15 protein-coding genes are annotated in these 12,517 nt (G+C 53.6%); 8 read left to right on the top strand and 7 right to left on the bottom strand.

What is annotated here, in order from left to right; all coding sequences use genetic code 11:
* The first annotated feature begins 5 nt into the window (after positions 1-5).
* A complete protein-coding gene (locus tag AB1E33_RS23145; RefSeq protein WP_372579606.1) occupies positions 6-524 on the top strand; it encodes a hypothetical protein in 519 nt (172 codons plus the stop codon).
* 246 nt (positions 525-770) lie between these two features.
* Here AB1E33_RS23145 and AB1E33_RS23140 read toward each other — a convergent pair whose 3' ends face one another.
* Positions 771-1,088 (bottom strand): bactofilin family protein, encoded by a 318-nt coding sequence (locus tag AB1E33_RS23140; protein WP_372579605.1) that lies wholly within the window; start codon positions 1,086-1,088, stop codon positions 771-773.
* A 491-nt stretch (positions 1,089-1,579) separates the two neighbouring features.
* Positions 1,580-1,699, bottom strand: coding sequence for a WGR domain-containing protein (locus tag AB1E33_RS23135; RefSeq protein ID WP_372579723.1), 120 nt, complete (start codon positions 1,697-1,699; stop codon positions 1,580-1,582).
* Between the two features lie 502 nt (positions 1,700-2,201).
* Here AB1E33_RS23135 and AB1E33_RS23130 point away from each other — a divergent pair.
* Positions 2,202-3,361, top strand: a protein-coding gene (locus AB1E33_RS23130; protein WP_372579604.1) for an IS3 family transposase whose coding sequence is annotated in 2 segments (ribosomal slippage) — positions 2,202-2,451 and positions 2,451-3,361 — 1,161 coding nt in all. Because the reading frame shifts where the segments join, the coding sequence is not laid out codon by codon here.
* 271 nt (positions 3,362-3,632) lie between these two features.
* Here the strand turns inward: AB1E33_RS23130 and AB1E33_RS23125 are convergent.
* The 3 genes from AB1E33_RS23125 to AB1E33_RS23115 form a co-directional block, all read right to left on the bottom strand.
* Positions 3,633-3,842 carry a hypothetical protein gene (locus tag AB1E33_RS23125; protein ID WP_372579722.1) on the bottom strand — a complete coding sequence of 70 codons (210 nt, stop codon included), beginning with the start codon at positions 3,840-3,842 and terminating at the stop codon, positions 3,633-3,635.
* Positions 3,758-4,060 (bottom strand): hypothetical protein, encoded by a 303-nt coding sequence (locus AB1E33_RS23120; protein WP_372579603.1) that lies wholly within the window; start codon positions 4,058-4,060, stop codon positions 3,758-3,760. Before AB1E33_RS23120 ends, AB1E33_RS23125 begins: the two co-directional genes overlap by 85 nt.
* 216 nt (positions 4,061-4,276) lie before the next feature.
* Positions 4,277-5,002, bottom strand: a complete 726-nt coding sequence (locus AB1E33_RS23115) for a TetR/AcrR family transcriptional regulator (protein WP_372579602.1) — start codon at positions 5,000-5,002, stop codon at positions 4,277-4,279.
* Positions 5,003-5,197: 195 nt separating this feature from the next.
* On the opposite strand from AB1E33_RS23115, the gene AB1E33_RS23110 reads away from it, so the two are divergent.
* From AB1E33_RS23110 to AB1E33_RS23090, 5 genes are all read left to right on the top strand, one after another.
* Positions 5,198-5,698 (top strand): hypothetical protein, encoded by a 501-nt coding sequence (locus tag AB1E33_RS23110; protein ID WP_372579601.1) that lies wholly within the window; start codon positions 5,198-5,200, stop codon positions 5,696-5,698.
* 144 nt (positions 5,699-5,842) lie between these two features.
* A complete protein-coding gene (locus AB1E33_RS23105; RefSeq protein WP_372579600.1) occupies positions 5,843-6,349 on the top strand; it encodes an outer membrane protein in 507 nt (168 codons plus the stop codon).
* Between the two features lie 278 nt (positions 6,350-6,627).
* Positions 6,628-6,930 (top strand): GNAT family N-acetyltransferase, encoded by a 303-nt coding sequence (locus tag AB1E33_RS23100; RefSeq protein WP_372579599.1) that lies wholly within the window; start codon positions 6,628-6,630, stop codon positions 6,928-6,930.
* A gap of 159 nt (positions 6,931-7,089) precedes the next feature.
* Positions 7,090-7,317 (top strand): hypothetical protein, encoded by a 228-nt coding sequence (locus AB1E33_RS23095; protein WP_372579598.1) that lies wholly within the window; start codon positions 7,090-7,092, stop codon positions 7,315-7,317.
* A gap of 104 nt (positions 7,318-7,421) precedes the next feature.
* Positions 7,422-8,804 carry an adenylate/guanylate cyclase domain-containing protein gene (locus AB1E33_RS23090; protein WP_372579597.1) on the top strand — a complete coding sequence of 461 codons (1,383 nt, stop codon included), beginning with the start codon at positions 7,422-7,424 and terminating at the stop codon, positions 8,802-8,804.
* A gap of 255 nt (positions 8,805-9,059) precedes the next feature.
* Here AB1E33_RS23090 and AB1E33_RS23085 read toward each other — a convergent pair whose 3' ends face one another.
* Both AB1E33_RS23085 and AB1E33_RS23080 read right to left on the bottom strand, forming a co-directional pair.
* A complete protein-coding gene (locus AB1E33_RS23085; protein WP_372579596.1) occupies positions 9,060-10,700 on the bottom strand; it encodes a sulfatase-like hydrolase/transferase in 1,641 nt (546 codons plus the stop codon).
* Positions 10,701-10,712: 12 nt separating this feature from the next.
* Positions 10,713-10,967: a hypothetical protein gene (locus tag AB1E33_RS23080; protein ID WP_372579595.1), complete on the bottom strand. Its 255-nt coding sequence runs from the start codon at positions 10,965-10,967 to the stop codon at positions 10,713-10,715.
* On the opposite strand from AB1E33_RS23080, the gene AB1E33_RS23075 reads away from it, so the two are divergent.
* Entirely contained in the window at positions 10,967-12,424 is a 1,458-nt protein-coding gene (locus tag AB1E33_RS23075) for a tetratricopeptide repeat protein (protein WP_372579594.1), read from the top strand. The genes AB1E33_RS23080 and AB1E33_RS23075 overlap by 1 nt on opposite strands.
* The last annotated feature ends 93 nt before the right edge of the window (positions 12,425-12,517 follow it).

Raw genomic sequence — 12,517 nt, 5'->3', positions numbered from 1 at the left:
CGACCTTGTTGCATGATCTGCGCTTCCCGTTCGCCAGTGGGGTCACGCAAAACCAGATTTCGCAGACGCTGTCCCATGCCGCAGATCTCGTGGCCACGGGTCCGAAAGACTGGACCTGGCTGGACCTGGACAACGCTGGCGGTTCAAGGCGCGGTGCTGGCCTCACACGGGACAATTCAATGTCGGGCGCTTCTGTCCTTGGGTCCCTGAATCTGAAAGGCAGGGCGCTTACACTCTCCGTGAGTTCTGCGGCACGCGCCGAACGCAGCGAAGCACTCATCCTAGAGATGCTGGGTGATTTAGTGAAGCCGCCGCTTACGGCGATCCAGACCGGTGAACAAATGATGTCAGATGACAACCGGGACAGCGAATCGATGGCTGAAGATGACATCCCCCCTGCCCTTGCCCGCCAGATTGCCCACGAACATCTCGACCACCTCTACCGTGACACACTCGACCAACCGATGCCGGCTCTTGAAGGCAAAACCCCACGCAAGGCCGTTCGTAGCGCCAAGGGCAAGTAAGAAGTCATTGACTGGCTGAAGACCATCGAAAACCGCAGCGCCCGCTAGAAAGGGTCCCCCGTCACAGAGTATGATTTCAGCTGGATGTGGGACGAGCTCAGATTGTCAGAGCATCGGAGATGAATTAAGTGGACGCTTAAATCCGGCCAATCGACAGGGTTGCGAGTGCGTGCACCCGATATTCTCAGGTCCCACCCGGTACTGCCCGAGCGCGAGCGCGACGCGCCAGGTTATGCCTCAAAGTATTTACAACGAAGCCTCATTTCCACCGGTTACAGCGACCTTGCCCGAGACTTTTGCGCCGCTTTCGGTTGTCATCGTCTTGGCCGATACATCAGCCTGAACCTGTGATGTCGATGCAAGCATAAGAGCGTCGCAGTTCAAACTGCCTTTGTGCTTGCCTTCAACAGTGATCTTCCTTGCCGACAAGGCGCCGTCAACAGACCCACTCAACTGAATGGTGATCATCTCTGCGCTGACATCCCCAACCACATGGCCTCTAACATCGACGCTACCCCCGCTCGAACTGACATTGCCTTCGATAGTCAGGTCTTCTTCAATCATTGAGCTCGGCACAGCAATTTCCTCTTGGCGCGATTTTGGCGACTCTAGTATGAAAACATCGGGAATTGAACACCTTCGTCCAATCAGATTTGCCTATGCGCTACCATGAACCGAGCCCGAGTGCAGGATGCCACTTGTATTGCATCCCGTCGGCGCCGATCGAGTAAGTCGAGGAGCGGCCCATATCTGGCGCGACGGAACAGTCTTTGAAACAAAATGGAGGCCTCGGCCTAACGTAACAATCCATCACCTGCCCGAGAGACCAAGGGCGAGTTCTGCATCCGTCGGAACGGAGGCGGATCAAGCCAGCCTTAAGCTGTAGATGTGAAACCGGTCCAATCTCGCGAATGACATTTTGGCCGATCAGCTCCCGGACGCCATCATGAAGCCGGACTCCGACGTTGTAGAGAGCCACGACCCCGAATGACAACGAACCCAAGTCCTTGACTGCTGCGCAAACATAGAACCGGTTTCGGTCGAAACTTTCTCGATTACTCCGTCACTGCAACATATTCGCGACGACGTTTCTGCCTGTCGAGTTCCTGGAGCGCTTCGTTGGCCTGGGTCTCGTCGTCATCCATCGCCATCATGGCCTGCCCATTCGTACCAATTCGTCCTCAAGTACGAAGCACGAACACTTCCCTAAACAGCGTTGGCTGCAATTCTATACAAAAAAAACCGCGCCATGTTGACGTCCGGATCGACGTATATCAAATGAACCGGTGTGGTTTCTGCCAGTTCCATGGCGCCATTGTCGTTTGGCGCCGTCCTTCTCTCCAATGACATTGCGAGATCAAGTCACCTACAAGGATTCAGATCCTGAATGGAACCTGACGCCACCTCAGCCAACCGGTTGGTTTTTCCTTCCAACTCGCAACGGCTCAATCGAGGTATAGCAACGAGTAGCTGTCTCGGGTTTGCGACCACCAAGGGATCGTCGACACCTAGATGTGTTGCCGTCCATCTGGCCAAAAAACGTACGCCAGCTTTGTTTGGTCAGTATTTTCCGACAGCACAGAATATCAAATCATTATGACATGGGTTGTGACCTGCCCCCCGAAACTTCCCTCGTTCTGATGTAGAGTTTGCCCAACCTTTTGAAGGAGCAAACGAATGCGAAAGAGCCGTTTCACTGAAGCGCAGATTATCGGGATGATTAGAGAACAGGAAGCTGGGATGCCGACGGCGGAGGTCTGCCGCAAGCACGGGCTCAGCCAGGGTACGTTCTACAAATACAAGTCGAAATATGGCGGCATGGGGGTGTCTGACGTCGCGAAGTTGAAGGCGATGGAGGACGAGAATGCCAGGCTCAAACGCCTACTGGCGGATACGATGCTGGACAATGTCGTGCTTAAGGATTTGCTGGGAAAGAGCTAACGACGCCGATCAAGCGACGAGAGGCAGCACTGCTGGCGATGCGGGAACATGACATCTCGCAACGCCGTGCATGCCGTCTTGTTGGTGTCGATCCGAAGACTGTCAGGCGCGACCGTCCGCCTGACAACCCTGAGATCCGCAAAGAGATGAAGAAGATCGCAGCGAAGCGACGTCGGTTCGGCTATCGCCGGATCGGCGTGATGCTTGAGCGCGAAGGGTACGTCATGAACCACAAGAAGCTGTATCGGCTGTACACGGAGGAGAAGCTGGGTGTCAGGCGACGACGAGGCCGTAAGCGCGCCCGCGGTTCGCGGACCCCGATGCCAGAGGCTTTGAGGCCGGGCGAGCGCTGGTCTCTGGACTTCCTGTCTGACACGTTCGGGGCCTCGCGCCGGTTCCGCATTCTGGCCGTGAATGATGATTGCTGCCGAGAAAACCTGTGTCTGATCGCGGATACCAGCATCTCGGGCGCCCGCGTGGCTCGGGAACTGGATGCGCTTGTCCGCCTGTACGGCAAGCCCGCCAGTATTGTCAGCGACAACGGGACAGAGTTTACCAGTCGAGCGATCTTGAAGTGGGCCAACGACAACAATGTCGAATGGCACTACATCGACCCGGGCAAACCCCAGCAGAACGCCTTCATTGAAAGCTTCAACGGCAGTCTGCGCGATGAACTCCTGAACGAGGAGATGTTCAACAGCCTGGACGATGCAAGGCGCAAGCTGGCCCTTTGGCGATACGACTACAACAACGCCAGGCCGCACTCATCGCTCGGGAACCAGACCCCAGCAGAAGCGCGCCGGACGCATGAGCAACTTGAGGGCTCTGCGCCCGATGCGCTTGCTCAAACAGACGACGAAGAATATGAAAACCAGACCCGCAGACTCTCGTTATGAATGAGGGAGCCTCGGGGGGCAGGTCAGTTGGTGCAACGACACGACCAGTCGCTTCCAGAGCCTAGCGCATGGATCGCCACAGCAACGCTCTTGCCTTGGAGGCTACGAGTGAGAAGCACGCGGAATCCATCGGGCTCGCGACGACAATACATTGGGCCGCTCATAAAAGCCGAAAACACCTCAGCAATCGTGATCCAGAACCAGACCCTTCAAGACCGTTGCAGTTTGCCGGGATCCATAGGCCGGGATCTCGGTGACCGCGAGAATGGCTCTACTGCTCAGCCATCTTGATGAGCGCTGTGCGATCCGTCTTTCCGGCCGGACTCAGCGACATTTCGTCGAGAAACACGATTTCCTCTGGCGCTTTGTAGCCAATGTTCTTTCTTGAGAACGTAATCAGGTCGCTTGGGGACGGTACTGGCTCATCAGGATGCTGGACAACGTAGGCTCGCACATTCTCACCGTGAGCAAGGTCGTGGATTCCAATAACTCCGGCTGCCGCGACGGACGGGTGTGCAGCAGCGAGCCTTCTATATCCTGAGGTGAAACGTTCGACCCGTCATTCACAATTATCTGCTTCTTGCGACCAGCGAACCAATGATACCCGTCTTCGTCAAACGACATCTCATCACCGGTGTCGAACCAGCCCTCAACTATTGCCTTCTCGGTCTCATCCGGCTGGTCCCAATAACCCTTCATTGTAGAAAGGGAACGTATCCACAATTGCCCCTGAACGCCCGTGTTTCATGGATCAGGACTGAGGCAAATTTGCCCATACCTCATCACTTTAGAAGGCGCGTTCATATTCCGCACGACCAAGAGATGTCATGCGGTTGAGCGCATCTGCGGGCGCATTTTCTACGCGTATAACGCCATTCAGAAGAGCAACGTTGGCCGTAGGTTTTCCGAACCGCGTTAATTGATAGATGGCGGTGGAGGAGGCACAGTTGCCATCGTAACGACAACGGCTTCCGGCCAACCGAAATCCGTGGTTCCATCTGGCAACCCCAGAATGCGGTCGATTGCGAGAAACTGCATGTCGATTGCGTCCTGCAATTTTTGAGCTGCCTGATCCGCCATTGCGGTTCCACGCGCCTCAATTGCCCTTAGTAACGACAGATCAATAAAAGTGCTCAGAAACAAAACTAGTTCTGAGGCGGTTTCGACATCGGCAACCGTGAATGTGCCATCATCACAGCCTTTCTGGATAATTTTTTTCAAAACGGGCATGGCATCGGCTCTGACCCGGCGTTTGAACTGCTCTAGCAGGACCATGTTCTTGTCGAGGTTCATAACCCTGAAAAATTCGACCTGCCCAGGATAGTCATGCTCTCGCAAGTAGTTGGCTCGCAGATGGATAAAGCTGCGCAACAGATCAAGTGCAGAGGATGTCTCATCAGAGGCAACAACGGACATTTGAGCAAACACGCCTTCAGCCATTCCGTCGAGAACTCCGAACAACAATTCATCCTTGGATTTGAAGTGATGATAAAATCCACCTTTCGAAACACCTGCCAGATCAAGCACATCCTGGATTGTCGTATCTTCGAAGCCTTTAGAAAAGAACAGCATTTGCGCACATCCCAGTAGCTGTGCGCGTCGCTCCTCTGGCGGCATATTCTTCCGCTTGGTGTTTTTCATTCACTTTCCCCTTGCAAACCGACCGGCGGTTTGTAAATACAGACCCACGGTCGGTTTGTACTCCGACTCACCCGGCAGAGCAATGCCATTCGCCTGCCACCCGAACAAGACGATGCGCTGACGCAGCCCAATTCCGCGAGCCACATCGCTTTGCGGGTCCGGTTGAATTGTGCCCATAAACCAGGAACCAAGACCATGTACGTTCTCACTTCTGAATATGTTTCTCCGTCCGAGCTACGCCAGGTGTCACGCCTATCAGGTATTCACGAGTTGCTCGAGTTTATTGCCGGCTCTATCCGACACGTGCGCTCAGCAATTGTCGCGCTCTCGATTGGCGTCACGCTAAGTGGATGCGCCGCAAACATGGCTGCAACAGGCAGTGATGGTCCAGATCTGAGCGTCGTCAGCCGGGAAGCGACCCGCTTTAACGTCGAACGACAGTTGGGTTCACCAGAAACGCTAAAACAACAAACCAATGGCGATTGGGTCGCAATCTATGACGTGGAACCCCGGACAAAGTCAAACCTGGCTCGCGCGGCAGGTCATGGTACGTTGGATCTCTTTACTTTTGGGCTCTGGGAGGTCGTCGGAGGTCCATTGGAAGTAGCCCACGCGCGTCGCGTTCTAGTTACTGCGCGTTACGACAAATCAGGAAAACTGCTTCAAATGAACAGCAAGCCGAAACCTATCCTATGATCAGACTGTTGGATCACTGCTGAACTAAAAAGGGGCAGCAGAAATTTCAACATCCTCTCCATCTCAGAAAACCATCTCCGCTGACCAGCCCAATTGGTCAGCGATCAGATGTCCTTTCCACACGAAGAACGAGAACGGACCGATATGATGAAAGCTATCTCGATGATCACACTTGCCGTCTTGGTGCCGACGCAGTCCTACGCAGATGAGAGTTGGACCGGCTTCAACGCGGGTTTGCAGCTATCAACAGTCGACCTATCCGACGGTGACAACGACAATGGAAATGGCGCTCTGGGTTTGCACGTTGGCTATCTGCACGAATTCGACGGCTACGTTTTTGGTGGCGAAGTTACCTATGATGCCGGGGCTGAACTTGTATCGGAAAACGAAACCGAAAAAGCTGGCACGTTACGCCTGAAGTTCAAAGGCGGGCACGTTTTTGGCCGAACATATCTCTATGGTGTAGTGGGCTACGCGAATATCGATGGAGGGTCCTTAAGCGAAGACGGCTATTCTGCTGGTGTTGGTGTTACGTACCGCGCAACAGACAGGATTCTGGTTGGTCTTGAATACCTGCGGGACACTTATGACACCTCAGGTGACGACATAACGGCTGATTCAGTTACGCTTCGGATGTCCTACAAGTTCTAACTAAAGGAACCGAGATACGGAAACTGGCGGCGGCTTACCTCATAGCTCCCCATAGTCCAGCACTCTCAAAGAAATAGGCGACAAGTGATTGAAATTCCGACACTTAAAACCGAACGGCTTTTTCTTCGACCGCCTAAAATGGAAGATTGGTCCGGCTATCTGGCGCTCATGACTTCAGAACGTTCAGAGTTCATGGGCGGACCAGTATCGCCCCGTCTTGCCTGGGGGATATTCTGCCACGACGTCGCACAGTGGCCCTCATGGGGCACGGAGCACTGATGATGGAAGATAGGAATACAGGAACTTGTCTGGGGCAGGTTGGTATCGATTCAGGACCTCTTTTCCCAGAAACCGAACTTGGCTGGTTTGTCTACGCTGATGCAGAAGGAAAAGGCTATGCGTTTGAGGCTGCGCAAACTCTGCGAGATTGGGCATGTAGCTGGGATGTCGCCCCGACACTCGTCAGTTATATTGATCCGGATAACCTTCGTTCGCGTCGCCTTGCGGAACGGTTGGGCGGTATACTGGATGAAAACGCCGTACGAGAAGACCCAAGAGATCTGGTCTACAGGTACGCTTAGATTTCTTCTTTCTGTCAGGCTTCTAGCCTGATGGCCAAAGGGGATCTTGGGCTTGAGTTGTCTGGTGCCATTCAATTGGAAGTCGAGAATCCCAGGATCGGTTTGACCCTTGAGTGATTATCTTGTCTCTAAGCGCCAAAGGAACCGCGCAGGGGTAGCATGATGAGCGATCTGGGATTCACTTTCAGGCGCGCGAAGAACGGCGACGTTATCGTCGAACATCGCGCCAAGACTGCGTCGACGCTCAGGGGCGACAAGGCAAGGTGGTTTCTGCAAGACATGGACGGCATGGACTTCGAAAGCCAGCAGCAGGAAATGGCTCGGATAACCGGCAACTACAAACGGGGGAATGAGCGCCAAGCGCGCAACCATCCCCGTAATCGGTAAACCAAACAAACAAGTGGACACCCCAGCATTCACTTCGACCATTATGATATGCACTATTGGAGGGTATTGGAGTGATAGGGGCGCCGAAACCCGCAACGCATCGATTGGCGGAAGAAGACGTCAATCTTAGACTTGCTCAACGCAACGACGATACGTTCGTCGAGGCCGAACGGCAGGGTTTGATGCTTGCTGCCAAGGTTCGAACGCTTGCTCTTTGCGTCGTCCTGATCTGGGTTGCGGTTGATACACAAAGCCGCGGACTTAGTTTTCTATATGATATATCGCAAATCGCGATTTTCGCCATTCTCGGTCTAGTTCAGTTCTACTGTGCAAGGCATGGTTGGCTGGGTAGGACAGCGAAGTATGTTTTTGTCGCTGTCGACTGTGCCTTGCTGGCGCTCGTTACCAGCAGTCAAAGCCCGTTCGCCGAATTGGATATGCCGCCGGCGATACTAATGAACGGCAGCCAGTTCTCATATTTCTACCTGTTTCTGATGCAAGCCGCATTCAGTTTCCGTCCGAGTCTCGTCCTGTGGTGCGGCTTCTGTATTGTGGTAGCGCGCACCGGAATGCTCGCCTGGTTCTTGCATCTACCTGGCACGTTTACCAATCTCGATCTTGCCGAGCGATCTGTTGAGAACTTTTTGCAAGCGCGTTCAGACCCGAACTTTATCTATCTAGGATTCTGGGCGCAGGAGATCATCGTATGTCTTCTCGTGACCGCTGGCTTGGCCGCGGTCGTGCGCCGGTCCCGTCGGCTTGTAGAAAGTCGAATTACCACGGAAAGGTCACGTGCCAGCCTCGCACGCTACTTTTCTCCGAACGTTGTGGACCGCCTCAGCACCTCCGAAGGGGAGCTTGGTGGTGCCCGCGAGCAGGACGTGGCGGTCATGTTCGTTGACGTCGTAGGTTTCACCACAATGTGTGAGAACGATACTCCGAGCGAGGTTGTCACTTTCCTTCGAGAATATCATGACCGGCTTGGCAAAGCCGTTTTTGAGAACGGTGGAACGCTGGACAAATACCTCGGCGACGGACTGATGGCGACCTTTGGCACGCCGGAACCCGGTTCTGATGACGCTGAAAACGCGCTTAACTGCGCCTTCGATATGCTGAACTCGCTAAAAAAATGGAACGAGGAGAGAGAGGCAAATGGACATCTCCCGGTCCACATTGGCATCGGAGTTCACTACGGTCCTGTCATCTCTGGCGACATAGGAAATCAGCGACGACTGGAGTACAGTGTCATTGGGGATACGGTAAATGTTGCAAGTAGATTAGAAACTCTTACCAGGAAGCTGAACACATCATTGGCGGTCAGCGATGATCTGGTTAAGTCAATTAATCAGAACGGTAAGGTCAAGCAAGCGCTGGTTTCAAATCTGAAGTTTGCCGGGATGCAGGACTTAAGGGGGAAAAGCGAACAGATCGGTGTGTGGATCTGCGAGGCGAGCAGCGCAAATCAGAAGCACCTAAGTGGCAACTAATTGTGCCCTTAAGCCGCGAACCCAAACGTAATCAGGTAATGTTTGACTGGCTGGTCGCAAACGAGGTGGCCATTCGTCAATCTGTGAACATTAGGATCAGAATTTGCCCCAGTTCGAGCGCAACAAATGATCAAATCGTGCAGACTTCAAACTTTGCGACAGATCCTGGATACCCTCCTCGGTGCTTGGTGATACATCACCATTCTGGCACATTGCGACGCCGTAGAGCGGGGGTATCCACTCCATCAAGGTCGGTCATTGCCAACTTGCGAAAACTTCGCGTGCCAGTTCGCTTTCCGGGCGCAGGTTTTCGATCCCTTCGTAAGGTACACCTTTACCCAGTGGCCAATGCGGATGTTTGCCAATCGTTTTTGCATGCCGTTTGATCATGTCCTGGAAGGATGCACCGGCCCATAACGCAATCCCAATCTGTGAACTTTCCTCGCGTGGATCGCGCAGAACATTGAATGTTTCCGCCGCAGCGCCCGGCAGTCCCGGTGGCGGCAGGTGCATCTTGAATTCCTGTTTCACCACAGACCGCAGGACCGGACCCTCATACACATACACGTAATCACGGCGCGAGTTGCCTTCGCCTTCCAGCAGCAAGGCGGTTTGATCAACACCATCGATGACCCGGTCACGCGGAATAAAATCGGTGGCTCCACCAAGCCGGGCGAATGTCGTGAACAAGTCCGATACGTGAACGATATCACCGGCAGCACTGCCTGCTTCAATTACGCCGGGCCAACGGATGAAAGCATCAGTCCTTACGCCGCCTTCAAGGTGCTGTGTTTTCCCACCGCGGTAAATGAGTTCCATAAACCCAGATTGCGCAGGAGAGTAGTAGTTGAAGATACCGTTGTCAGACATCAGCATGACGATAGTGTTGTCCGCAATGCCAAGCCTTTCAACCTCGTTGAATAGATCACCAAGCCAAATGTCCAGAAGCTCCAGCTTTTCAGCCATGTAGCCGCCGTTGCGCGAAGTCTGCTGTTCTTGGTCGTAGGTGAAGTTCAGCGGATAGAGCGGCCAGTATTGCAAGAAGAAAGGCGCATCTTCTGCGGCCAGACGGTTCAGCTGCTCAATGGCTTGGCGCTGATACCGTTCATTCATGTCGCGATACTTGGATTGTGTCCAGACCTCGCCCGGCGCCATGTCGACCTCGCGGGCAAGCCCGTCTGCCTCGGCTTCCAGACCTGTGACAAGCCCGTATGGTTTGAAACGCTGATCAATCGCGAATGGGTTTGTCTGCCCCGATGGGTCGAGGCCCACCATGTTGTTGGCCTCCATGGCTTCGCGCGTCATCAGCGACAGCTGTACCTGCTGATGTGTCGGGAAGGCGGCCCAGTCAAAGCCCTGGTTATGCGGGTAGGATTGTTCGATATCCCCCTGATGCCATTTTCCGACATGCGCGGTGTTGTAGCCTGCTTCTTTGAGAACCTCGGCAATCGTCACCTCTTCGGCAGCGAGACCCTCACCAACCAGCGCAACCTTTACCTCTTCGACGCCAGCGCGCACCGGGTGTCGACCCGTCAGCATCGCAGTTCGGGTCGGGGTGCAGGACGGCTCTGTGTACATCCGCATCAGCGACATGCCGTCAGCGGCCAAGCCGTTGATGTTGGGTGTGTCGATCCCTGTAACGTAGTTCATTGCCCTGTTGCCAAGCATCCCAAAACTGACATCGTCGATCAGGATGTTTAAAATGTTTGGAGCACCGCCTTTGGCCTCACGGATTTCCTTTAGGCGGGCGTCAATCTCGACGTCTTGTGCATCCCATTGTTCCCCAAACTGCGCGCGCAGAAACTCAAACTCTCCGTCGTGAATGATTGGGTTGCCCTGCGCCATCGCGGCAGAACCCAATAGTAGCGCAGGCAGTGCCCAACTTAGTATTCTCATCCGCTTCCCTTTCTAAGGTTTCGCTATCTGCGTGGCACAGGAAAGTTTTTCTCTGATTTCCAGCTCAAGCGCACGAAGGCTTTCTCTGGCGTCCTTCAGGAATTTTTCTGCGTCCGCGTCAGAATTGTTTTTGGCGGTATCCAGATCGCGCGACAAAGTCAGATAGTCAGACAAGAGTTCTTCGAGGATGGGATCTTGGCCTCGTAACTTTTGAATGCGCGAAGAGTCCAATCCAAAGCACTTCTCCAATTCATGCTGTTTATTCAATGCCTGCGCCCGGTTTATTCGCCACATGGCGCATTCATGAGAACTTCCGCAGGCTGTTTAAACGTATCTTGTCGCATGCTACCGTAGCATCAACAGCGCAACCTGCCGTTCCCAAAGGGATTTCCAATTTGAAGAGGCCGCCAGATACCAAAGCCGACCAAGCTGTTTCTGGTGCAGATGCCCGAGCCGCTCTTGAGTTGCTTGCCCTGTCCAGCGGTTTTTCAGGATCCGATCGCTTGCTCGGATTTCTTCGCTATGTCGTCGAGGAAGAACTGCAAGGCAGGGGCGACCTCATTCGTGCGAAATCCATTGCCCTCGACGTCTACGGGTACGAACCTGACGAGATTGAGCGGCGAGAAAGCGTCGTTCGTGTCGATGCTGGTCGCATTCGTAGAAAGCTGGAGGAGTATTATGAAGGCGAGGGATTAGACGCCTTGGTGCGGATTGATCTGCCCAAAGGGAGATATATCCCGGTTTTTCACTCAGTGCAGGTTAGCATTCCCGGAGAGGACTCAACGACGGGCGCTGACCGAAAGCGCCGAAAGCACCTCCCCCCCGGTGGTGCATTAGTGGGTATTGCTCTCTTAGCGATTGGTATCTGGCAGTATCAATCCAGACTGTCCTCATTTCGGGGCGCCGGTGATGAGGCCGTTCTCAGAACCGTGTTGTTCGACACTTCCCCTCAACGACTTCAATCCGTCAATCTTGCTAAGCAGGGACGCGATTTGATTTTCCCAGCAATCAATCCGGACAGGCTTCAGGCCGCTTTGTTGATTTTCGAGTCCGCCATGCAGATAGATGAAACCTACGAAGGAGGATACGCAGGCGCTTCGCAGGTTCAGGGGTTGATGTCGCTTTTGACAGCAGACAAGGCTAAGTCTGAGAGTTTACTTGGTCAATCCAAATCTCTTTCGAAAATGGCGCTGGATCGTTCACCGACCTCTGCTTGGGCAATTTCGGCACGTGCGTGGGCTGAGTTCGCCTCTGGCAACTACGATGAGGCTATGTCGTGGTCCGATAAGGCACGGCAAATTGATCCGCTAAACCCGCACGTGCTGGAGTTTAACGCACTAATATTTCTATATTCCGGGGAATTTGAGCGTGTTATCAATGACACATCTCAGATGCTTACACAAACAGACGGTGATGCAGGGTTCGTGTTCCGCAATGCGCGCGCGGCGTCATACTTTCACATGGAAGATTACCTCAAATCAATCAAAGATTTTGAAGTAGCAATCGCAAAAGGGGCTCCAATGGGCCCAGTGCCAGTCGCGTATATGATGGCTGCAAATCAATACCTTGGCCAAGAAGGTCGCGCTAGTGAGCTTGTTCGAAAATACGAAACCAACTGGCCAAATCAAAGAGTGGATCTCCTGTTTTCACGCTTGTTCGAAAATCCGGAGTTTAGTGAACAGCTCGCAAAAGGTATGTATGCTGCTGGCTGGAACCCAAATTGATTGGGTCATGTTGACAAATGGCGAAACCACAGACGGATCGACGTGACCGTGTTGCATGGATCGCTGGGTCGCGGTATCGCCAACGTTCCCTCT

The sequence above is a fragment of the Ruegeria hyattellae genome (genome assembly GCF_041537925.1).
Lineage (GTDB): Bacteria > Pseudomonadota > Alphaproteobacteria > Rhodobacterales > Rhodobacteraceae > Ruegeria_C.
This window is presented reverse-complemented; position numbering and strand designations above follow the sequence as displayed.